Origin of the sequence: Gelidibacter salicanalis (assembly GCF_016469035.1) — a bacterium.
GTDB lineage: Bacteria > Bacteroidota > Bacteroidia > Flavobacteriales > Flavobacteriaceae > Gelidibacter > Gelidibacter salicanalis_A.
This window is the reverse complement of record NZ_JAEHJZ010000049.1, coordinates 1-22,275: the sequence shown is the minus strand read 5'-3', so window position 1 is coordinate 22,275 and position 22,275 is coordinate 1. Positions and strand designations below refer to the sequence as shown.

Below are 22,275 nucleotides of genomic sequence, written 5' to 3'. Positions count from 1 at the left end.
AGAGGTGCAACGTATTTATAAAGCAATGCCTACTTTAAAAAGCATCACGTTAGGATATAAGTATCCTTAAAAAAAACTGAATTATACTTTAGGGGGTTGGAAAATAGATTCCAGATATCTGGAATTGAAGTTGACCGTGCGCAAATGAAATTGCTCTTTTTCTTCAATCTTTAATCGATTGGTTTGAGTTGTATTTATTTTTACAAGAAACACTACAGGATGACAACATTGATGATGGGAATGGACAGGCAGATTCTCATTATCTGAATTATTATGGTGCTCTTCACTTTTTGAATCATTTTCTAGGTAATCTTCTACTACATATTCAAAAAAAGAGTCGCCATAAACTTTATGGTCTTGATAATGGGTGATAAAACTTGAAATTCTATGAAATGTTTCACATAAATCCAAATCGACGCTAATTCCTTGAAAAAAGAATAAAAAAGACATTGAGATGGAAGCGATTATTTTCATAAATTTTAACAAAGATACAAATTAACAGATGCAACTGCTGTGCAAAAAGAATCAAACCTTACACATAGTATTTTCTTTTTAACCAAAAAGAAACCCGGACTAAAAAGATTAGAACAGGAACCTCTACCAATGGCCCAATGACTCCTGCAAAGGCCTGTCCCGAATTTAGTCCAAAAACTGCTATGGCAACTGCAATCGCCAATTCAAAGTTATTTCCGGCCGCTGTAAATGAAACCGCTGCGTTTTCCTCATAAGAAGCCCCCAATGCTTTGGTTGTAAAAAAGCTAATGATGAACATTAGACTAAAATAGATTATAAGGGGAACAGCAACGATTAAAACATCCATTGGAATTTCAACAATTAATTCTCCCTTGAGCGAGAACATAATTACAATGGTAAATAGAAGCGCAATTAACGTCATTGGCGAAATGGCAGGAATAAATTTTTGTATGTACCAGTCCTCTCCCTTTAGTTTTACCAAAATTATTCGGCTTAAGATCCCCATTAAAAACGGTAACCCTAAATAGATAGCGACACTTTCAGCCACTGTTCCAATTGAAACATCCACAATAGCGCCATCAAATCCAAAATACGGTGGAAGAACCGTTATAAAAATCCAAGCATAGAAACTATATGCAAAGACTTGAAAAACACTATTTAAAGCCACCAGACCTGCACCATATTCGCTATTGCCGTCTGCAAGGTCGTTCCAGACTAAAACCATAGCGATACAACGTGCCAAACCGATTAAAATAACACCGACCATATATTCTGGATAATCCCGCAAAAACGTAATTGCCAATAAAAACATCAAAATAGGGCCAATTATCCAATTCAGAATGAGCGAAATGGAAAGGATTTTAGTGTTTCTAAAAACTTTAGGCAACAACGCATAATTAACTTTTGCCAAAGGTGGATACATCATTAATATCAAACCAATTGCAATCGGAATATTAGTTGTTCCACTACTAAATGAGTTTATGATGTTAGGGAATGTAGGTATAAAATAACCAAGTCCAACTCCAATTGCCATCGCTACAAATATCCACAACGTCAGATTTCTGTCCAGAAAACTTAATTTTTTTGTTGCCATTTTTTATGAATTTATTTGAGAGAAAACATACACTAATTCAGTTGCTATTTGCAGGCTTCTTTCATGGTATTTTTCAGCCTGTTGTGGTGAATTGTCAAATGTCTTTGGGTCATCAAAAGTTATTGTAATGCGTTTTTCTGAACCTGGAACAAAGGGACACGCCTCATTTGCCGAATCGCAGGTCATAATGGCTGCAAATTCAGATTTTGGATTAAAGTCATCATCAAATTTTTTAGAAAACCCAATAATAGGATGTTCATTGCCAGCATATTTAATGCTGTAAATTGGGTTAAAACCTTCTGAAATCGTTTGGACTTCGAAACCTGATTTTTGTAGAGTTTCTGCAACCATTGGAAAAAGTGCTGTAGCTTCTGTTCCGCCTGAATAACAAAACACATTTTTAATATTAAAATAGTTAGCCATTGCTTGTGCCCAAACTTGTGATAAGTGACTTCTTCGTGAATTGTGAGTACAGATAAAGTTGAGACGAATTTCTTGATCTTTTGAAACTTTTGCTTGGATAAATTCGGTAAGCGGTTGTAAAACTGCCTTACGTTCGCCTGAAATTGTTTGAGGGTTTAATTCTTTAATTAAATTTTCTATTTCAGAAAATAGGGTTGTGTTGTTTGTGATCATATTAGTTATTTATCTATTACTTTATCGCAATATTACGATTAAAGAAAAATAAAGGCAAGAAAATAACATTATTTTTTAGTATTGTCCGACAAAGAGTTATTATTTTCAATGCCTTAAAATCCCTAAATTCTTATTTTAAAAAATTTGAGATACAAATAAAAAGGAAGTCTATATATTTACTGTAGACTTCCTTTATTTCTTTAAAATATGGATTACTCATTTAGGTGTTTTTACTGAGCTTATCACAAAAAATGAAATGCCTATTTATTTAGAATGTGCCTTTTAACTATTGTTCCTAAATCTTTCTCCGAAAACCATATATCCTCAGGATGAAGATGAAGCACGGGGGCCTGTTCACATTTATTGTTACATTCCATTTTGTCAATCTCAATTTTATCTTTCAGTTTATATTTCTTTATATAGTAATCCAATAGCTTGCCTTTTTTCTTTCGGCAGTTTACACCATTACATCGATAAATGACGGGCTTATTATTCTTAGAATTTTCCATAATATTAGTGTTTGTAATGACTGTTTTTAGGTCTTAAAAAAGTAACCACCAGCAGCAATACTGCTAATGTAATGAGGCCACCATAAAGAAAACTTTGATTTGGAAATGTCGTTCCCAAAAATCCTGCCAAGGGATATGCAAATGCCCACCAAAGATGTGAAAACGCAAAATGGGAGCCATATACTTTACCTTGTTCCTGGATAGGCACTGTTTCACCAATAAGCGTTTCAGATGGGATTTCCGCGAGGCTTTGACCGAGCCCTGCGACAATCCATACGATGAACAGCATAGAAAAATTTAAATAGTTGGCAGCACTGATAGCGACTCCCAATACGAGTGCCCCAACAATCAGTGAGACACGTCTGGATTTGGATTTATCAATTGCTCCGGAAACAAATGCTGCTACTGTTGCACCAATGCCGAAGGCAGCCATTATGATTCCATAATCTTTATCTGTCAATTGTAAACCGCCTTTGACCAAAACGATGGTGTTGACCAAAATAAATGCACCTGCAACCGCAGAAACCAATTCAATAAACAACGCAAAACGCACATATTGATTCGAAAACAATAGATTAATACCCTTTAGAACATCTTGCCACGTGGTTGGTTTTATCTCATCTTCTACTTCTTTTGGAACAACATCCAACTTACTTTTTGGAAGACTCAGCAATAAAATACCTGCGATAACAAACGTAGCGGCATCTACAAAGAATATTTCCCTGGCACCTAGCCAGATGGCTAAAATCCCAGCCAATCCTGGGCCCAACACACCCAACAATTGATAGGTGGCTGCTGATAGTCCTATAGCTTGCCGGTATATGGATTTATCTACAATTTGCGGAATGATAGACCGATAGGTTGGACTAAAAAAGGCATTGAATACATTCATTAGAAAAATCAGGACATAAATTTGCCATTCTTCGGTTACAAAGGGTAAACAACCCACGATGGCCATTCTTATAAAATGTGTGGTGTACAGTATTTTCTTTCGGCTTATCCTATCTGCCAACACGCCCGCAAAAGGCGAAAATATTATAAAGGCAGTGACTCTTAAAGTTAGGGCTGTCGCCAAAATGACGGCAGCCCTTTCTTCTCCAAACTGATATGCCAATAATGCCAAGCCAACCCACGTAAAGGCATCGCCCAATAAACTTATGGTCTGCGCTAAATATAGTTTAGCAAATAAGCCGTTGCGTAGCGCTTGGAATGGCTCTAATAGTTTTGACAGCCTCATTCTATTCTCTCAATTCATTATTTTCTGTGTAATGACGCTTCTTAACCACCAATTGATACACACAAGGTATCACCACCAAGTTTAAAATAGTAGCTGTCAACAGACCACCCAAAATAACAACTGCCATCGGACTTTGAATTTCACTTCCTGGTTCACCTCCTTTCAAGGCTAATGGTATCAACGCTAAACCTGTTGTAAAGGCGGTCATTAAAATAGGGTTCAGTCTATCTAAAGCTCCAGTTTTGATCAACTGAAAGCCTTGCATCCCTTCCTTTCTTAGATCTTCATATCGAGACACCAATAAAATACCGTTACGGGTGGCAATTCCAAACAGACTAATAAATCCGATGGTTGCTGCGATACTGATGATTCCCGATGTGAAATACACAATCAAGATTCCACCTATTAAAGCTAAGGGTAAATTGATCAATACGACAAAAGCCAATTTTACATCTTTAAATTCATAATACAGTAACAGGAAAATGATAGCAATGGCAACAATTGCCGTTATCATAAGTAATTGAGATGCCTTGGATTCGCTTTCAAATTGACCGCCATATTCAACCCGGTAGCCTTCTGGCATATTTACATTGTTGGCAACCACTTCCTTTATTTCATTTACAGCACCGCGCAAATCTCTACCTTGTACATTGGCGGCAACTACAATTTTACGTTGTACATCTTCCCTATTGATAGTATTTGGACTGCTAACGGATTGTATAATTGCCAGTTCGCCCAAAGTGGTTTGGCCACCATTAGGCAAACTGATTAAAGCATTTCCAATGTTCTCAATATCATCTCGAAAGGGTTTTTCGTACCGAACTACCAAATCAAAATACTGTTGGCCTTCATAAATCTCTCCTGCTTCTTCGCCTGCAAAAGCAATATCCACTTGTTGCATCAAGTCACCAGCGGTCATACCGTAAGCTGATAGAATCTGGCGTTTGGGCTTGATCCGTATTTGCGGCACTTCAATTTGCTGGTCAACCGCCACATCTGCCAATCCATCGATTTCCTTGATACTCTGCTCCACGCTTTTACCTACTTCAAACAAACGTTGTAAATCTGAACCAAATATCTTGATTGCTATATTGGCGCGTGTTCCCGAAAGCATATGGTCAATACGGTGTGCGATGGGTTGACCCAAAGTAATATTAACGCCAGGTGCAATGCTCAATTTGTTTCGGACTTCCTCAAAAAATTCCTCCTTGGTTTTTCCGTCGAGTACAAAAGGCACATCTATTTCCGAGGCATTGACGCCTTGAGCGTGTTCGTCCAATTCGGCACGGCCTTGTCTTCGGGTAACAACTTCCACTTCGGGCAAATCCAGTAATAATGTTTCTATTAATTTTCCTGTTTTGTTGCTTTCTTCCAAAGACATTGCGGGAGGTCCCACCACACTTATTACCAAGGAGCCTTCATTGAATTCAGGTAGAAAACTTCTTCCCAATTGCGTTAACACCAAAAGACTAATGATAAAGGCAACAATTGTGACTCCTATAATGGTTTTTGGAATATTTGTGGCCCGTTCCAAGAGGTTGCCATAATGTTTTTGCAACCAACGCTCCACACGTGTACCATCAGCTTGTTTGTTCAATAGCTTCTCATCATCCAGCAGATAGGAACATAGAATTGGGGTAACTGTTACAGCAACTATCAATGATGTTAAAACCGAGGTAACAAATGCTATTCCCAACGGCTGCAACAAACGACCTTCCATGCCGCTTAAAAAGAATAACGGGATAAATGAGACAATAATAATCAACGTAGCTATAATGATAGAACTTCTTATTTCAACCGAAGCATCACGCACCACGGTCAAGGTAGTTTCTCGTTCAGCCTTTGGTTTCCGGATGTTTTCGCGCAAGCGTTTATACACATTTTCCACATCAATAATGGCATCATCAACCAAAGCCCCTATGGCGATTGCCATTCCACCCAAACTCATCGTATTTATGGTGTAACCCATCCATTTTAAAATAATGATGGACACCAATAATGAAATAGGAATTGCCAATAAGGAAATCAAGGTCGTTCTCCAATTCATTAAAAAGATGAACAGGATAATCATTACAAAAAAGGCCCCTTCCAATAAAGTCTGATTCAAATTGCTGATGGAAGCATCGATAAAATCAGACTGCCTAAAAATGTGATTTTTAATGTTGACACCCTTTGGCAAGGTTTTTTCCAAATCGGCAATAGCCTGATCCAATCTATCTGTCAGTTCCAATGTGTTGACATCGGGTTGTTTTGCAATGGTTAAAATAACGGCAGGTTTAGCATTTAATGAGCCATCGCCAATTTTGTCGGCAGCCCCAATTCTAACTGTTGCTACGTCTTTAATTTTTATGGTTTGTCCATTGACCTGTTTTAAAACTGCTTCTTGCAAATCTTCCAGAGCATAAGCTCTACCACTTCCTTTTATGATATATTGATTGCCATATTGGTTGATGATACCGCCCGGTGCATTTGTGTTTGCTTCCTTAACCTTCCCTACGAGTTCTGAAAGACTAACGTCGTAATGCTTCAACTTTTCAGGATTGGCAAATACTTGGTATTGCTTATAGTCTCCACCGATGACCACCACATTGGCAATACCGCCAAGAGCTTTAATGCGTGGGCGAATTGTCCAGTCTGATAAGGTTCTTAATTCCATGGGGGACAAAATATCTGATGTTACGCCCAATAACATTATTTCGCCCATAATGGATGAAATAGGTGCCATTGTTGGTGCTCCAATGCCTTCAGGCAAATTCTCTCTCACCATTGGGATGCGTTCACTTACAATTTGGCGTGCCCGATAAATATCGGTTCCCCATTCAAATTCTATCCAAACAATGGAAACTCCAGCTGCTGACGACGAACGGATTCGTCTCACATTTGGCGAACCATTTAAGGCTGTTTCCAATTGATAGGTCACTAATTTTTCTACTTCTTCAGATTCCATTCCGTGCGCTTCGGTAAGAATGGTTACCGTGGGCGCTGTCAGGTCTGGAAATACGTCCACATTCATTGTCCGGGCATAATAAATACCCAACACGCTCAATGCAACCGCCCCCAATAGAATGAGCAATCTGTTGTGAAGTGAAATTGATAATATTTTGTTTAACATCGTTTAATAATTTTTAATGCTGAATTTTTAATGTTGAATGGTCAAAGTGGAATGGTCAATGTGGAATGGTTAATGTTGAATTTTGAATGCTTAATGTTTAGTGTTGACATTTCCTATTCACAATTCATAACTCACAATTCATAATTGATAATTCACTTAATCGAACTTTGGGACGTTTTTACAATAGAGGTTAGTATTTTGATTAATTCTTCTACCTGAACTAACAGATTTGTAACTTCCACATCCACAATTTTACTATGTTGGATAAGCCTTAACCAGTATTTTGTCTCGCGCGCCTCCTTTGAGGATATTGACATTTTATGCACAAAATCACGCTTACTAATCCCTGCTGTGGCCTCCTCAATATTGGCTCCTATACTTGTACCGCTTCGTAATACTTGTTTGGAAAGCACAAACTCATTTTGAGCTTTCATTTGCTTATAAAGCTCAATTATTTGCAGAGCAAAATCGAAGGACTTGGTTAAAATGATATTGTCTTTGGTCATAATTTCTATAATTTTTTAATGCTGAATTTTTAATGCTGAATTTTTAATGTTGAATGTTTAATGTTGAATTTTTAATGCTGAATGCTGAATGGTCTTTAATTCATAACTCACAATTCATAACTCATAATTCAAAATTCAAAATTTATAATTCAACATTTCATTAGTGTTCATGCCCGTGTGCAGGTGTTGAACCAGACATTGAAGCCATTTTAACTTGATAGGCACCTGTAGTTACTACAACCTCACCAACTTCCAGACCTTGCATTATTTCTACATTCTCACCATTACGCTTTCCTATTTTCACAGGTCGTCTTTCAAAACTTTCTCCTGAAAGCTGCACGATAACGGAATAGCTTCCATAATCCTCCAACAGAGCATTTACAGGAATCATTGTGTTTTGAGTAGCGTTTCCCATAGCAATCTGAACGGGCGTTAGGCTTCCATCTGGCATATCGACTTGTGCGTTTACCTGAGCAAAAACAGAAATCAGCGGGTTTTCGCGCTCCACATCTTTACCGATGGAAAGAATTTTGCCGTCGGCGTCTGTTATATCTTTCCATTGGCCGTCATTACCTTGATACCAAATACCCTGCACGTTCTCCACCGTAAGTCCGTAATTGGGTGCCAACTGGGTTTTTAACACTTTAGATTGATGTGTACCAATAGCAACCAATGCCACGCCTTGCGCTACATAATCGCCATTGGAAACATTAATGGACTTAATGAAACCATCAAAAGGTGCACGGATTTGTTTGCGCCCTCCCGAAACGCCCGATGTCAACGATTGAAAATTGGCCTTGGCGATCTCAAAATTGCTCTCCACCTTTTCAAATTCAGATTTTGGGACAATTTTCGATTCGTAAAGTTGTTTTTTTCGTTCATATTCAGATTCGGCTTGTTGGAATTTTGCCTTCGCGGAAGCGATATCCATACTCAAATTATTGGCTGCCAGACCTTGACTGTTCAAACTCATTAACAGCTGTCCCTGTTTTACTGCCGTACCCTCGGTGAGATTAGCCACTTGAAAATCGACCACGCCGTTAGCCTTTGCTGCCAAAGACTTTACAGAACCTGGTGAGGGCATCCACACACCGGAAGTGTTTATGACATCGTAAATTTCACCAGAAACCACGGGTGCGGTTTGAAAATCCAGTTTCCAAGCCTGCTCCTTTAAAAATGAGATACTTCCATCATCTTCAGCATCACCCAAGGCGTTTATGGCTTCGTCTGTATTGGCATAAACCGTAACATCGTCTATCATTATTTTATCGGAATACCCAGGTGTTTTCAATTCAAAAACAAGCTGGTAACTACCGGCTTCTTTCGGTTGAATGGTAGGCGAGAATATGCCCGGAGATGAAGGCGCATCGGCAGTGTTGCGAATGCCATTATCATCTTGAATCAAACTAACCGTAACCGAACCTTCACGAATGGGTTGGTGCTTGTCCAATACCGTAAAGTGGGCTGCAAACCTGCTTGGATTCCCTACAATTAAGGCGGGAAATTCTACAAACAGTTCAGTCTTTTCCGTCCAGATGGTATGGCTCAATCGCGGAATTTCTTCTCCTGCGTGGCTGCCATCGGCCTTATGTGCGTGTGCATCTTCTGCCCTGTTGTTACAAGACATTGCCAAAAAGGCGAGCACAATTATTATATATTTCATGTGTATTTATTTATTGTTTTTAACGGTCACTTGCTGGTGGCTACACGCCTGTCCGGCTGGCAGATTAACCATTTCGATGGATAATTAACCTTTTGCACGCTCGTTTTATACTTTATTTCTATCTGATTATTAATGGTCGTGGTGTTCAGCGCCATCGTCGTGTTTATGGGTTTCAGTTTTCATTTCCATAGAATCTTTTCCTACTTTAAACTCTTCTTGCTCTACTGTCTCGTCGTGCATATGACCGCCATCAGCATCGTGTTCGTGCCCGTGGTCTTCAGTTGATTCAGATTTTGTGTCTCTACAAGATGTTATGGTAATAAATGAGAGTGTGAGTATTGCGAATATTACTTTTGATGTTTTCATATATAAATATTTATTTGTTTTTTAAATGTTATATGGTATCGCTTTATTTTTATAGGTGTTTGCAAGCAAACTTCATGTTTTTGGCGATTTCATGATTGTGTACTTTAAATGTTATAATTGATGTTTTAGCAATTGCGCTTGGAGTAGTTGCAAGTCCTTTTCCATTTGCAGCATCCTATCTGATGCATCTCTATAAAACTGAAGCTCCAAATAATAGTCCATAAACGAATATTCTCCCAACATATAAGCCTTAAAAAGCAGTTGCTCACTATTTAAATTGCCCATTGTTCTCTGATATTCGGTGTACTTTTCGAGCATCAGTTGGTAGCGATTGTACGTTTCCTGAAATTGTGTGTAAAGCGCAGTTGTGATTACGTGCGTGGCAGATTGCTGATACTCATAATTAGCTTTGGCAGCTTTTACTTTGTTCTTACTGCTCCAAAGCGGAATTGAAAGACCACCATAAATACCAGAATAATTATTACCACTAACCCCTTGGTAGTTATAGCCGAGTGCTATGTTTGGTAGTATCTTATTTTTCTCAAGTTTTATTTTCTGAAGGGTTGCAGCTTCATTCGTCTTCAGTTCCTGCAATAGAGGGTCTTTGGTTAGTTTTTCTTGCCAAAGACTTTCCACCGCACCAACTTTAATAGGTAATGCAAGTTCTGATGTAACACCATCAATTGCATTGCCTCCGTTGAAGGTTTTGAGTTTGGATAGCAAAATTTGAATTTCGCTGTCAATCTGTTCTACAACAAACTGCTCTTGAATCCAAGCAATGTTTGCTTTATTCAAATCTAAAATTCCAACTTGTTCTGCATCAAAAAGTTTTTGAATTTGGTCCAAAACCCGTTTGCTCTGGGTTTTTCTTTCCGTTTCAATAGCTTTTTGCTTTTGCAAGAAAGTAAGTTCCAAAAGCGCATTTTTTGCTTTCAATAAGACTTCCTGTCTTTTGTTAGCATTGGCTAACGCCAACTGTTGCGATTTAGATTCGTTCCATTTGCCACGTGCAGCATATACCGTTGGGAATTCAAAAGATTGAGATAGTTGATATTCGGTATAATCTCCAGTTGCGTTATCGCCAAAGGGCAAATAGTAACCAGAAAGCTGTGGGTCGGGCAAATTGTTGTTGCTCCTGTTTTCGAGCTGCTGGCTTTCCATATAGGATTGATAGCCTTTTAACTCTGTATTGTTCTGTTCTATTTCATTAAGTAGTTCCTCTATGTTTTTATCCTGTGAGAAACTATTAACAAAGAACAGGCATCCGCAAATTGCGGACACGACGTTTTTATTCATTGTGTGGAATTTTAGGTTTAATCATACCTGTCGGGCCGTCCGAACGGTTCATCTGGGCGGGCATACAGGCCTAAACTTATAAATAGAATAATACTGTAATAACAATATATTCCTAAGTGATTAACCTAAAACGGGAGGCCCTCGTGTATCGAGGGAAGAGAGATAAGAATTGAAATAATTATTGGGTGGATGATAGACTGCAACTTTTTCAATTTCATCATAGTTTATTAAAAGACTATAAGGGTTGACAGAAAAAGCTGTTAATACATCTATTTTAAATTTGAGGTGCTTTACATTACTTTCCTGAATGGTTAAGATCTCATTGGAAACCAAGGAATGGATGTGTACTTCCAAAAATAGATCTAAAAGACCACCTTTAGAATTTTCTTTCTCTGGAGTATTGTGGTGATGACTATGACCATCACTATGAGAAATAGCACTATGTTCATGCTCAGTTTCATGTTGATGATGTAAATGAGGTGCTAAATTATGCAGAAGTAATAGGCTAAATAAGCCTAATAAGAACAATGCCTTTATGTTATTGTGCTTTTGCATGAATTACAAATATATATTATTTACTTCTAGAAACCATGTGTGCTTTAATAATTATTGACTAAAACTTAGAATTACTGTGAGGTTCCCCCCATTGAGCTCAATCGAACTGGTTCATTTAAGTCTTTATATTCAGCATTGCCATCCCATATTTAAAACTGAATTTATCTCTGGTTTTAATGACAGCCGTTTCAGGTAGATCGGTACCGTTATTCCAATGAGCCTTTATATATTGATTTCCGTTCTTGACTTGAGCCAAATCCGCATCATTTTTCACATAACGATTCTATGCCAGATCCTGCTGGAAAACTGCTCGTAAAAATACAAACTATTATGAATTTAACATAAATTTATTAACTTTTGGTTCGTTTAGATAAGAACTAAATGTATTTTAGTGTTTCAATATAAAATGATCCTATAATGTCCCAGCAAAAAGAACAAGCTCAACTTATAGAGCAAGTTGGTTTTGGACTTGAAGAACGGCTAAAGTTGTCTCCATTGGCCTCAAGAATCTATACACTTTTAATTTTATCCTCTTACGAGGGTCTTACTTTTGATGATATAAGAGAAACGCTAAACGCTAGTAAGAGTGCTACTTCTGTAAATGTTAATGTACTTATGCAATTAAATTACGTGGCTTCTTATACCAAGCCAGGCGACCGTAAGCGTTATTTTAAACTTGCCAAATATTCTCAAGTAGTTTCACTTGAGACGGAACTTCAGAAAATTGATATAGAAATGGAAATGGTAGAGAAAATAAATACCTACAATAAAAAATATCATTCTGATAAGTTTGTAGATGAAAATACCTTGGGCAACATCTTTGAAGCCTATTTACTTGAAAAGCAAAAGCTCTTAGAAGGTGTTATAAACAAAATGAAACACTTTCGCGAAAGCGAGAAACAATAAGCCTTACCTCTTCTTAAATACTGACAATCAAACTTTAACAATATTTTAATACAATTTAGTTCGTGTAGTTACGAACTAAATGTACTTTTGTGCTTTAATTTAGAACACAAATATTTAAAATCATTATTGTCCGATAAAGAATAAAGATCGCTGCGCTTATAGAATAGAGATTTGATTATAACTGACTGATAAACAATCGTTATTCTAAATTAAATTTGCCCAATCACTCTAAGTGAAATTGGTTTCAAAAGCAAGGTACCATTTTTAATATCTCTTATCAGGTCTTACTTTAATGGGCTTTGTAAACTTTTTACTTGTTTTACCGGACACTCATGATTTAAAATATTAAAATGAAAAAACAAATATTGACATTGACGATAGTCGCACTAGCACTAGCAGGTTGTAATAGTGCTAAAAATACATCAAGTACAACAAGTGAAAATAATATGGAGGCTCTACTTGAAATTACACAATCCACTTGGGAACTAATTACCTTAGTATCTGTTAAAGAATAAACGTTATGTTCTAGGCGTTATTTTATAATTCCAATTTCCTTTAAAATCTTTGTTTGTTAGGTTTATTTCTTTCAATTCTTCATCTGTTACCTTAATTCCTTTTTCATACTGATTTTCATCTGCTTTTGCATTTATTGTCAAGCCTTTTGACGTTGTGGTATTGGCTATTAGATTCACAATAATTTCCAAACTCAACAACGGTCTTGCTCTCCAATTTTTTGTAATATGAGAAAACATCCTATGCTCTATTTTATTCCACTTGCTTGTGCCAGGGGGGAAATGGCACACGTGTATTTCCATTTTCAACTCGTTTGCCAAAACCTGCAGCTCTCTCTTCCATAGCCTACTTCTCGAGCTATTGCTTCCTCCTCCATCTGCAGTTATTAAGATTTTAGCAGCAAACGGATATTTTTCCCTGCCCATTTCTTGCCACCAATTTCTGATACTATTTACTGCAAATGCCGCTGTATCCTTACTAATCCCAGCACTTACCCAACCATCATTTTTTGCAACATCATACACACCATAAGGCACGGCTTTCCCCAGCTCTTTATCAATAAAACCATATACCTCCACATTGGGTGCCTCTCCTTTTGGAAACCATTCCGAACCCGCATTTTTGAAGTTCCCAATCAATTCCTTTTTTTTACAATCAACCGAAATTACGGGCTGGCCGGCTTCCATAAATGATATGGATGTTTCATTTATGTACTCAAATTGATTGTTTCTATCTGGATCTTTACCTCCCTCTTCGGTCTTTTTATTAACCTGCAGACTAAATCCCATTGATTTAAGAATATCGCCAACAGTCACATAGCTAATTACAAATCCCTTGTCATTTAAAACTTTTGCAACATTGCGCAGGCTTTTGTTTGTCCACAACAAAACTTTCATAGGGTCTCCCATTGTATGAGGAGAAACTATGGATTCTAAGGCCGATACTAATTTTGAATTGATTTCTTTTAATTTCTTACGACCCCCACCAGATTTTCTAATCCGCCGATTGTTATCACTTTTTTCCAACAAAGGGCTATTTAATTCCTGGATCCCTTTATCTATACGGACCCTGCTGACTTTTGCAAGCCTAGAAACCCTTTGTTTGCCACCTCTTCCCAAACTTTCTGCCTCACTTGCCAAATACAGGCGGGCAGTATGCTCATCTAAAATTGGCAAAAGTTTTTCATATTTCTTTTGTAGTGCTATATCCGTTTCCATCAAATTAATTTTGATACAAATGTACTACTTATTTCTTAACGAATACTAAGTTGAACATACCCTTAAAGCGCCCCTAATAGGACCAAATTCATTAATTCGATATATCTTCATCTATCCAAGACCATCTGTTTACACTTGTATGCTATGAGGTAAATACAGAAAAAAATTTTAATTTAAAAGTCCGAATAACCCTGGCAACCATAAACTCAATTCAGGAATATAAGTTACTAGTAGCAACGCAATAATCATCGCTACAAAAAGCGGCATCAATGGTTTGACCACTTTTTCAATAGTGGTATTGGCGATTCCTACACCCACAAATAGCACTGAACCCACGGGTGGCGTACAAAGCCCAATACACAAATTGAGAACCATTACTATTCCAAAATGTACAGGATCCATTCCCAATTTTTCAATAATAGGCAAGAATATTGGCGTGAATATCAGTACAGCTGGCGTCATGTCCATAAAGATCCCAACGAGCAGCAGCAACACATTTATAATTAGAAGAATTACAATAGGGTTATCACTTAATCCTAATAACAGATTACTTAAATCCTGAGGAATATTTTCATAAGACAAGACCCAAGACATGCTCATGGAAGCACCAATCAACAACATCACGATGGCTGTTGTACCAGAAGATTCCAACAAAATCTGTGGTAGATCCTTTGTTTTAATTTCCTTATAATAATAGCCTAAAACCAGGGTGTAAAGTACCGCAATTGCCGAGGCTTCTGTCGCGGTAAAAATACCAGCTACGATACCTCCCATAACCACTACCAACAACATCAAACTAGGAAATGCTCTGACAAATGTTCTAACAACAGCTTTCATCGAACTTCTTTCCCCTCTTTTAAATCCTTTCTTTTTTGCCCAGAATGAGGCGACTATCATTAGGAAAAGACCTGTCAAAATTCCAGGAATGTAGCCTGCCAAAAATAAGGCCGCAATGGATACGCCTCCACTGGCAAGCGAATACACAATTAATACATTACTTGGCGGAATCACCAAACCAACGGTAGATGACGTAATATTAACGGCAGCACCAAACTCTTTAGAATAGCCTTCCTTTTCCATTTCAGGCCCCAAAATACTACCCATAGCAGATGCAGATGCCATTGCAGACCCAGCGATAGCGCCCATTAGCATGGCGGCAACCACATTGATAAGTGCTAATCCACCTGGTAAAGATCCTATTAAGGTTTTTGCAAAATCAATTAAGCGATGGGCAATCCCACCCTTATTCATCAACTGCCCAGAGAGTACAAAAAATGGGATGGCCAAGAGCGCAAAACTATCTAAACCCGTGGCTATACGTTGAGATACGGTTGTAAGGGCTGGCAACATTGAAATACTGGTCATCATGGTCAGTAAAGCCGAGATGGCAATGCTCCATGCCACGGGAACACCAATGAGCAATAATCCAACAAAACTGACCACTAAAACGATTATAGGTAGGTATTCCATTTAGAATTGTTTAAGGTAAATGTCTGATAGTTTGTAGTAAATGATAAGGGCGCCACTAATTGGAATGATTGCATAAACCACGGATAGTGGAATTTGCAATGCCGGTGAGCGCTGGTCGAGGATAGACGTGATATAAACCAATCTTAATCCGCCGACCACTAAAGCGGCAAAGCAAAAAAGAATGATGATACAATTAACAAAAATCTTCAGCTTTACTTGTTTCTCTTTATTTAAACGCATCGGTAACAGATCGATTGCAACGTGCATCCGCCTCCCTGAAATGTAAGCGGCACCAAGAACGCCTATCCAAATCATCAGGTAACGTGCCAATTCATCAGTGAAGGAACTTGGTGCGCCCATTACAAATCGTGTAAATACCTGCCAAAGTACGTTAAGCACCATCACACCCATAATTATGGCTAGTACGTACCCTAAATACGCGTCTATTTTACTTCTGATGTTCATAATTGGTTTTATGTTTAATACCTCCTATTTTCAATGAAGGAGCTTATATGTTTTACAAATAAAGCTATCGATTTGGTTAAGATGTTGTGGACGTTTAGCACTTGGTCTATCTTCCATCACGCTATAAAATAATCGCTCAGAATACTTACTTATTCTATCGCCTGTATGCGCTGAATCAGGCTATATATTTCTTTGTTGTCTTTATAAGCATCATACACCGGTTGTACTTTCGCTTTAAACAAGGCCTTATCGGGTCTTGAAACCGTAACACCTTCTTTTTCAACCGCTGCAATAGCGTCTTTTTCAGCCTCTGCCCACAATTTTCGTTGGTATTCTACTGAGGCATCCGCGGCGTCTTGCACCCAAGTTTGTTCTTCCTTACTCAATGAATTCCATAGGTGTGTGCTCATTATAAACACATCAGGGATGGTGGTATGTTCATCCAAAGAGAAAAATTTACAGACCTCATAATCTCGGGTTAAAAAAAAGGTTGGCGGATTATTTTCAGCGCCATCCACAACACCTTGTTGCAGCGCTGTATACAGTTCGCCCGACGAAATTGGTGTTGGTGCCCCGCCCATACTCTTAATCATGTTCATGGCTGTGACACTCTCCATCACCCTAATTTTTAAACCTTTTAAATCGTCTGGCGTGGTAACAGGGGCTTTTACAGTATAGAAACTTCTGCTTCCAGCATCATAATACCCTAATCCTTTTAACCAATATTTTTCGGCACCGTCCAAAAGTTCCTTGCCAATAGAGCCATCCAAAACTCTAAACGTTTGCTCTCGATCTTTAAACAAATAAGGCAATCCGAAGACTTTCATATTTGGTGAAAAATTTTCCATTACGGCGGCTGATACTTTGGTCATTCCCAAGCTTCCAATTTGTAAGAGTTCTAAGCATTGGCGTTCAGATCCTAATTGTTGATTTGGATAAATTTCTAATTTCATGGTGCCTCCTGAATTTGTTTCTAGCTCTTTTCCCATAAAAACCATGGCCTTGTGTACCGGATGATTTTCATCTAAACCGTGAGCCATTTTTATGGTTTTTCTCTTTTGGATTGTATCACAAGACGATGTCCCAAAAAGAAGAAGCACTACTATAAATTTTAAAAAATATACCTTTTTCATAATTTCGGTTTGCTTAAGCTCTCAAGGCTGCGATAGTTGCTAAAGTCCATTTTACTTGTGCTTCCAACTTATTAAAATCCTTCTGATTCAAAATGTCTTTGGTAATTAATTGCGACCCCATACCTACACAAGTGGCGCCTGCATCAAACCATCCTTTAAGGTTGTCTTTATCTGGAGAGACACCGCCCGTAGGCATGATGTTGGTCCAAGGTTGCGGTCCTTTGATGTTTTTGATGAATTTTGCACCAAAACTATCGCCAGGAAATAATTTTACGATTTCACAGCCCATTTCTTCTGCTTGGGCTATTTCCGTTAAGGACCCACAGCCGGGCGACCATAATACTTTCCGTCGGTTGCAAACTATGGCGATATCTTTTCGAAACACAGGGGTAACGATAAAATTAGCTCCCAAAGCCATATATAATGACGCGGCGGCAGCATCCGTTACAGAGCCAACCCCCATTACCATCCCAGGTAATTCTTTAATCGCATATTTGGTTAATTCGCCAAACGTTTCGTGGGCAAAATCGCCACGCGCAGTAAATTCCATTAAGCGTGCGCCACCGTCATAACAGGCTTTAAGCACCTGTTTGCTCAATTCTAAATCTTGGCTAAAGAATAAAGGCACTAAGCCAGTTTCCTTCATGATGGTTGCCACTTCTATTCTTGAAAATTGTGCCATAAATTGTAGTGTAGTTCTATTCTATTAGTTCTAAATTATCTTGAAACAATACCTGAGGTATTGCCTTTTACCATCTCTTCAACCTCATCAATCGTTGCCAAATTAAAATCGCCCGAAATAGTATGTTTCAAACAGCACGCAGCCACCGCAAAATTGATGGTGTGCTGAGGATCAAATTCCTGTTTCAGCAGTCCGTAAATAATACCACCCATAAACGCATCGCCACTTCCAACTCTGTCCACAACAGGTGTCACCTCTCTTAGCGCAGCAGTATAAATCTGATCTTTATCGTAAAAAATGCCGCCTATTTGTTGGTGTGAGGCGCTGATGGAATAGCGCAAAGTCGTGGCCACATATTTCAAATTAGGACAGTATTCAAAGAGTAAATTATAAAAGCGCGGCAGACTTTCAGTAGCTTTGTAATCTGGATTGACTTTATCCTTGCCCAACATCATAAATGCCGTATCAAGATCACCTAAAATAACATCACTGTATTTTAAAAGTTCTGGCATGATGTCTTTCGGTTGTTTTCCGTATTGCCATAGTTTTGATCGGTAATTAAGATCTGAAGTGATCATAACACCCATTTTCTTTGCAACTTTAATTGCCTCAAGGCAAACATCAGCAGCATTTTGGGAAATTGCAGGCGTTACGCCACTCCAATGAAAAACACTGGTATTTTGGAAAACCTTTTCCCAATCAATCATACCGACGTTAATATCAGCAATGGCCGAATGATTTCGGTCATATACTACTTTGCTCCCACGTGTTCCGGCGCCAGTTTCTAAAAAATAGATGCCCAGACGGTCGCCGCCATAAATAATATGTTCTGAGGACACATTACGCTTGCGGATTTCCATTAAGGCCGATTGTCCAATGTCGTTATCTGGAAGTCTTGTGACAAATTCCGTGGGAATACCATAATTGGACAAGGATACTGCCACATTAAATTCGCCACCTCCGTAATTGGCCATAAAAAAATTAGCTTGGGAAAATCTTAGATGGCGCTCCGTAGAAAGACGTAACATGATTTCTCCAAAGGTGACTACTTTTTGCATTGTTGTGAGTATTAGTTTATATGAAAGCTGCCTCTAAATTAACAAAATTAATGGCAACTTTGCTAATATGCTAAATTGGGAAAACAGCCACATATTCAAGGGGGTCTCACTAACCAATTAAGAGGGCATCGAAGGACGCATCCTTTATAAAATATAGCTAATCTGACCTTTATAAATTCACCAAGATTTCAAAATCTAAAATACCTTTAAAATTTATGACATGTCCGTATGTGGTCATATCAGTAAAAAAATCTGCGAACATTTGCGAAATCAGCGGGAAATAAAAACATGCGAATGCAGAAGTTATCCCGCAGATTCACTCAGATTCACGCAGAATAAAAACGAATATTTGTTTTTGATGACGATATCTGAAAATTACTATAACGTGACAATTTATAGTTTTATAATATTTTCGCACAATCAAAAAATTTTATAATTTTCTTATGGCCTCCAATTTCTTCTGTAATTCTTTAACTTTCTTCGGATATTTATCGGCGAGATTTGTAGTTTCACCAATGTCTTTGCCCAGATCATACAATTGCGGTTGTAACGAATTTCCCAATTCAATATTGACAAGTTCGTTCTTTTTGCGGCCTTCAGACGGAGCAATATATTTCCAATTCCCTTGAATAATAGCCAAGTTATCGGTAATCCCTTGTTCTATCAAAAATTCTCGATCTTGGGTGGATTTACCTAAGAACACCTCAAGCATATCATGGCTATCTCTGGTATTTGTTTTTATATCAAACATTTTCGAAAAAGTGGCCATTAAATCTATTTGCGAGATGAGTGCATTAGAAACCTGGGGCGCTATTGTTCCTGGCCAACTCACCATCATTGGAACTCTTGTTCCTGCTTCAAAAACAGAATACTTCCCTCCTCTTAAAGGTCCCCAAGGCGTGTGTCCATTAAGTTGTGTCACAGCTCCATCGATATAGCCATCATCCAATACAGGGCCGTTATCACTTGAAAATATAAGAATCGTGTTTTCTTCAATACCTAAGTATTCCAATTGTTTCATAATTTCTCCTACAGCCCAGTCCAATTGAAGAATGGCATCGCCACGATAGCCTAATCCACTTTTATCCTTAAACATTGTGGAAGGCATCCGTGGCACATGTGGCTCGGTTAATGCATAAAATAAGAAAAATGGTTCTTCCTTATTATTTTGGATATATTCAGTGGCTTTGTAAAGAAAAGTCATTGGCATTTCTTCATCGGTCCATCGTGCTCTATTGCCGCCACTCATATAACCAATGCGACCAATCCCGTTTACAATCGTATTATTATGCCCGTGGTTTGGTGAAGAATGCATTTTAAGCAACTCCGGATTTTCCAAACCTGTTGGGTCGTTTCCTACTTTCTTTCTGTAATCCACTTCAATGGGATCTGTGGGATCTAAAGCCACAACATGATGATTTTCCATAAATACCGTCGGCACACGGTCGGCCGTTGCCGGAAAAATAAAGGAATAATCAAACCCGGTTTCATTAGGTCCAGGCTTTACTTCTCCGTTCCAATTCTTTGCTACCGCATCTCCAAGACCCAAATGCCATTTGCCAACAATTGCCGTTTTATAACCTGCTTGCTTAAAGATTTTAGGTAAGGTAGGTTGGTCGGTTGGAACAATCAACGCAGCGTCTCCAGGTAAAATTCCGGTACCGCTTTGACGCCATGGATATTCTCCCGTCATAATCGCATATCGGGAGGGTGTACAAGTGGCAGAAGTGGCGTGTGCGTTCGTAAACCGAACGCCCTGATCTGACAGCTTATCTAGATTTGGAGTGTTTATTTTTGTGGCTCCATAACTGCTGACATCGCCATAGCCCAAATCATCTGCTAAAATAAAAATGACGTTTGGTTTTTGTTGTGCTGTTAAAGTTAAAGCTCCAAAAAATAAGAATGTAAAACTGAGGATTTTTTTCATTCTATTAAATTTTAGTTTGGTTATGTTATGTATATTTGAAATTTTCAGGTTTGTGTTAGCAGATTTATCTTGGGTAAATCAGATATAGTTAACACGCACTTCATTTCGAATAAACACCAAAATGAGTGTTTTTTATATATTTTATTGTGTGCAATATTTTTCCTTCAGATTCTCATTTATTTCGTTCAAGTCAAAATTATTATTCAGAAATTCCTCCATTGATATTTTTCTTTCATTGAATAAGTATTGTGTTGAGATTCTGTACTTGAAATATTTAAAAGCCAGACTATTTGAATTCTCTTTATCAATACAAATATCTTTGAACCCTTTCTGTTCGTTAAGAGAACTTTCATTAGCAACAAAATCACAATAGCCTTCAACTTTCCAAGTAGGAAGTAATTTATATTTTAAAGTCCCTAATTTGTTTTCCAAAAGCGAATGAGTTGTTTCATGAGCAATAACACCGCTTAATGTTCTTTTGTTATTTCTCTCTCCATTTCTTAAAATATAATTATCTGAAATAGAAGATTTAGATAGAAAAATGTTTTGAGTTATTGGATAGTGTACGGCAAACGCTTTGCGGGATAAAAGTGCGAAAAAAGAAAACTCATTATAGCTATTACAAATAAAAACATCTTGATTGATTTCGGTTTCAAAGAGTTTGGTAGTCATTAGTAATTTTTGTGATTCTTCTAAAACCGATTTTAGATTTTCTGTATTAATTTCATTAGAATGATAGTAAACAGAAAAATTCTTGTACTCTAATTTATTGGCAAAAATGAATTGAGGAAAAATAATTATCAGAATATAGGTCAAGCTAATTCCTCCAAAAAACCAGTTTAATATTTTTTTTGTTTTTTTCATAATATCGATTTTTATATTGCACACAAAAAGTCGAATATACAGACTTTTTTTAATTTACATTCCCATTTAATTGGTTTATCACTGAATACAACGCCCCATACGACTGCTCAAAATAAACTATCCTTTGAAACCATCACTATGAAGCATTTTTATAGCCATTCATAAAAACACCCTCTACTTTGGCCTAATCAAAAGTTTCTCATTTAATCAAATCGCAATTTCTAGGACATTTTGAAATTGTCAAGAAATATTTGTTCCATGAACAGGGTATAATTGACACCTATTACTTAATCACATGAATCCGTGTCTTGTTATTTCTTTTTTCAATTAATATGACTTCCCCACTCACAAATTGACCGTTCACTTTAAAGAAATGCGCTGCAGGTGCTGGCGAATTATGAACCACAACAACAGTGTATGTTGTGTCTTCAATGGTCAATGTGACCGCTTCGACATCTTCATCTTTTAACAACACATCATTCCGATTATATACTGGCGTTTTCTTGTAGGCTAAAGGTGTTTCGTCAGGAAAATATAGCAAGGTGATAAAGGAGGCAAAACCTTTAGCATTTTTTTAAGTACATGACAAAAAA

Annotated in this window: 21 protein-coding genes; 2 read left to right on the top strand and 19 right to left on the bottom strand. The window is 37.7% G+C overall.

From position 1 onward, the window contains the following. Window positions 1-81: 81 nt before the first annotated feature. The 10 genes from JEM65_RS17995 to JEM65_RS17950 form a co-directional block, all read right to left on the bottom strand. Window positions 82-474 (bottom strand): hypothetical protein, encoded by a 393-nt coding sequence (locus JEM65_RS17995; RefSeq protein ID WP_233530723.1) that lies wholly within the window; start codon window positions 472-474, stop codon window positions 82-84. A 58-nt stretch (window positions 475-532) separates the two neighbouring features. After that, entirely contained in the window at window positions 533-1,567 is a 1,035-nt protein-coding gene (arsB, locus tag JEM65_RS17990) for an ACR3 family arsenite efflux transporter (protein ID WP_199602681.1), read from the bottom strand. A 3-nt stretch (window positions 1,568-1,570) separates the two neighbouring features. Then, complete coding sequence (locus tag JEM65_RS17985; RefSeq protein WP_199602678.1) at window positions 1,571-2,203, bottom strand: arsenate-mycothiol transferase ArsC; 633 nt, start codon at window positions 2,201-2,203, stop codon at window positions 1,571-1,573. Between the two features lie 513 nt (window positions 2,204-2,716). Further along, window positions 2,717-3,949: an MFS transporter gene (locus JEM65_RS17980; RefSeq protein ID WP_199602675.1), complete on the bottom strand. Its 1,233-nt coding sequence runs from the start codon at window positions 3,947-3,949 to the stop codon at window positions 2,717-2,719. A gap of 1 nt (window position 3,950) precedes the next feature. Beyond that, entirely contained in the window at window positions 3,951-7,061 is a 3,111-nt protein-coding gene (locus tag JEM65_RS17975) for an efflux RND transporter permease subunit (RefSeq protein ID WP_199602671.1), read from the bottom strand. Between the two features lie 152 nt (window positions 7,062-7,213). After that, the gene (locus JEM65_RS17970) at window positions 7,214-7,567 is read right to left on the bottom strand and encodes a four helix bundle protein (RefSeq protein WP_199602668.1); all 354 of its coding nucleotides are present in this window, start codon (window positions 7,565-7,567) and stop codon (window positions 7,214-7,216) included. 160 nt (window positions 7,568-7,727) lie between these two features. After that, window positions 7,728-9,230 carry an efflux RND transporter periplasmic adaptor subunit gene (locus tag JEM65_RS17965; RefSeq protein ID WP_199602666.1) on the bottom strand — a complete coding sequence of 501 codons (1,503 nt, stop codon included), beginning with the start codon at window positions 9,228-9,230 and terminating at the stop codon, window positions 7,728-7,730. 129 nt (window positions 9,231-9,359) lie between these two features. Beyond that, on the bottom strand, window positions 9,360-9,596 hold the full coding sequence (locus JEM65_RS17960; RefSeq protein WP_199602663.1) for a hypothetical protein: 237 nt from the start codon (window positions 9,594-9,596) through the stop codon (window positions 9,360-9,362). 111 nt (window positions 9,597-9,707) lie between these two features. After that, window positions 9,708-10,892, bottom strand: a complete 1,185-nt coding sequence (locus tag JEM65_RS17955; protein WP_199602660.1) for a TolC family protein — start codon at window positions 10,890-10,892, stop codon at window positions 9,708-9,710. 120 nt (window positions 10,893-11,012) lie between these two features. Further along, window positions 11,013-11,447, bottom strand: coding sequence for a hypothetical protein (locus JEM65_RS17950; RefSeq protein ID WP_199602657.1), 435 nt, complete (start codon window positions 11,445-11,447; stop codon window positions 11,013-11,015). Window positions 11,448-11,864: 417 nt separating this feature from the next. On the opposite strand from JEM65_RS17950, the gene JEM65_RS17945 reads away from it, so the two are divergent. Beyond that, window positions 11,865-12,353 (top strand): GbsR/MarR family transcriptional regulator, encoded by a 489-nt coding sequence (locus JEM65_RS17945; RefSeq protein WP_199602654.1) that lies wholly within the window; start codon window positions 11,865-11,867, stop codon window positions 12,351-12,353. Window positions 12,354-12,703: 350 nt separating this feature from the next. After that, window positions 12,704-12,868 (top strand): hypothetical protein, encoded by a 165-nt coding sequence (locus JEM65_RS17940; RefSeq protein WP_199602651.1) that lies wholly within the window; start codon window positions 12,704-12,706, stop codon window positions 12,866-12,868. Window positions 12,869-12,871: 3 nt separating this feature from the next. Here JEM65_RS17940 and JEM65_RS17935 read toward each other — a convergent pair whose 3' ends face one another. The 9 genes from JEM65_RS17935 to JEM65_RS17895 form a co-directional block, all read right to left on the bottom strand. Further along, a complete protein-coding gene (locus tag JEM65_RS17935) occupies window positions 12,872-14,083 on the bottom strand; it encodes an ISAzo13 family transposase (RefSeq protein WP_199602649.1) in 1,212 nt (403 codons plus the stop codon). A 168-nt stretch (window positions 14,084-14,251) separates the two neighbouring features. Next, on the bottom strand, window positions 14,252-15,553 hold the full coding sequence (locus JEM65_RS17930) for a TRAP transporter large permease (protein WP_199602647.1): 1,302 nt from the start codon (window positions 15,551-15,553) through the stop codon (window positions 14,252-14,254). After that, window positions 15,554-16,018, bottom strand: a complete 465-nt coding sequence (locus JEM65_RS17925; RefSeq protein ID WP_233530722.1) for a TRAP transporter small permease — start codon at window positions 16,016-16,018, stop codon at window positions 15,554-15,556. Window positions 16,019-16,167: 149 nt separating this feature from the next. Then, window positions 16,168-17,151, bottom strand: a complete 984-nt coding sequence (locus JEM65_RS17920; protein WP_199602645.1) for a TRAP transporter substrate-binding protein — start codon at window positions 17,149-17,151, stop codon at window positions 16,168-16,170. Window positions 17,152-17,164: 13 nt separating this feature from the next. Then, window positions 17,165-17,833: a bifunctional 4-hydroxy-2-oxoglutarate aldolase/2-dehydro-3-deoxy-phosphogluconate aldolase gene (locus tag JEM65_RS17915; RefSeq protein WP_199602643.1), complete on the bottom strand. Its 669-nt coding sequence runs from the start codon at window positions 17,831-17,833 to the stop codon at window positions 17,165-17,167. A 35-nt stretch (window positions 17,834-17,868) separates the two neighbouring features. Next, entirely contained in the window at window positions 17,869-18,891 is a 1,023-nt protein-coding gene (locus JEM65_RS17910) for a sugar kinase (protein ID WP_199602641.1), read from the bottom strand. Window positions 18,892-19,321: 430 nt separating this feature from the next. After that, the gene (locus JEM65_RS17905; RefSeq protein ID WP_199602639.1) at window positions 19,322-20,818 is read right to left on the bottom strand and encodes a sulfatase family protein; all 1,497 of its coding nucleotides are present in this window, start codon (window positions 20,816-20,818) and stop codon (window positions 19,322-19,324) included. Window positions 20,819-20,959: 141 nt separating this feature from the next. Next, window positions 20,960-21,682 carry a hypothetical protein gene (locus tag JEM65_RS17900; RefSeq protein ID WP_199602637.1) on the bottom strand — a complete coding sequence of 241 codons (723 nt, stop codon included), beginning with the start codon at window positions 21,680-21,682 and terminating at the stop codon, window positions 20,960-20,962. A 283-nt stretch (window positions 21,683-21,965) separates the two neighbouring features. After that, entirely contained in the window at window positions 21,966-22,223 is a 258-nt protein-coding gene (locus JEM65_RS17895) for a hypothetical protein (protein ID WP_199602635.1), read from the bottom strand. Between the last annotated feature and the right edge of the window lie 52 nt (window positions 22,224-22,275).

Coding starts and splice junctions, on each gene's coding strand:
- JEM65_RS17980 (WP_199602675.1), bottom strand. CDS start 3,949: ATGAGGCTGTCAAAACTATTAGAGCCATTCCAAGCGCTACGCAACGGC.
- JEM65_RS17905 (WP_199602639.1), bottom strand. CDS start 20,818: ATGAAAAAAATCCTCAGTTTTACATTCTTATTTTTTGGAGCTTTAACT.
- JEM65_RS17925 (WP_233530722.1), bottom strand. CDS start 16,018: ATGAACATCAGAAGTAAAATAGACGCGTATTTAGGGTACGTACTAGCC.
- JEM65_RS17955 (WP_199602660.1), bottom strand. CDS start 10,892: ATGAATAAAAACGTCGTGTCCGCAATTTGCGGATGCCTGTTCTTTGTT.
- JEM65_RS17930 (WP_199602647.1), bottom strand. CDS start 15,553: ATGGAATACCTACCTATAATCGTTTTAGTGGTCAGTTTTGTTGGATTA.
- JEM65_RS17975 (WP_199602671.1), bottom strand. CDS start 7,061: ATGTTAAACAAAATATTATCAATTTCACTTCACAACAGATTGCTCATT.
- JEM65_RS17985 (WP_199602678.1), bottom strand. CDS start 2,203: ATGATCACAAACAACACAACCCTATTTTCTGAAATAGAAAATTTAATT.
- JEM65_RS17995 (WP_233530723.1), bottom strand. CDS start 474: ATGAAAATAATCGCTTCCATCTCAATGTCTTTTTTATTCTTTTTTCAA.
- JEM65_RS17950 (WP_199602657.1), bottom strand. CDS start 11,447: ATGCAAAAGCACAATAACATAAAGGCATTGTTCTTATTAGGCTTATTT.
- JEM65_RS17920 (WP_199602645.1), bottom strand. CDS start 17,151: ATGAAAAAGGTATATTTTTTAAAATTTATAGTAGTGCTTCTTCTTTTT.
- JEM65_RS17960 (WP_199602663.1), bottom strand. CDS start 9,596: ATGAAAACATCAAAAGTAATATTCGCAATACTCACACTCTCATTTATT.
- arsB (WP_199602681.1), bottom strand. CDS start 1,567: ATGGCAACAAAAAAATTAAGTTTTCTGGACAGAAATCTGACGTTGTGG.
- JEM65_RS17900 (WP_199602637.1), bottom strand. CDS start 21,682: ATGAAAAAAACAAAAAAAATATTAAACTGGTTTTTTGGAGGAATTAGC.
- JEM65_RS17940 (WP_199602651.1), top strand. CDS start 12,704: ATGAAAAAACAAATATTGACATTGACGATAGTCGCACTAGCACTAGCA.
- JEM65_RS17945 (WP_199602654.1), top strand. CDS start 11,865: ATGTCCCAGCAAAAAGAACAAGCTCAACTTATAGAGCAAGTTGGTTTT.
- JEM65_RS17970 (WP_199602668.1), bottom strand. CDS start 7,567: ATGACCAAAGACAATATCATTTTAACCAAGTCCTTCGATTTTGCTCTG.
- JEM65_RS17915 (WP_199602643.1), bottom strand. CDS start 17,833: ATGGCACAATTTTCAAGAATAGAAGTGGCAACCATCATGAAGGAAACT.
- JEM65_RS17935 (WP_199602649.1), bottom strand. CDS start 14,083: ATGGAAACGGATATAGCACTACAAAAGAAATATGAAAAACTTTTGCCA.
- JEM65_RS17965 (WP_199602666.1), bottom strand. CDS start 9,230: ATGAAATATATAATAATTGTGCTCGCCTTTTTGGCAATGTCTTGTAAC.
- JEM65_RS17910 (WP_199602641.1), bottom strand. CDS start 18,891: ATGCAAAAAGTAGTCACCTTTGGAGAAATCATGTTACGTCTTTCTACG.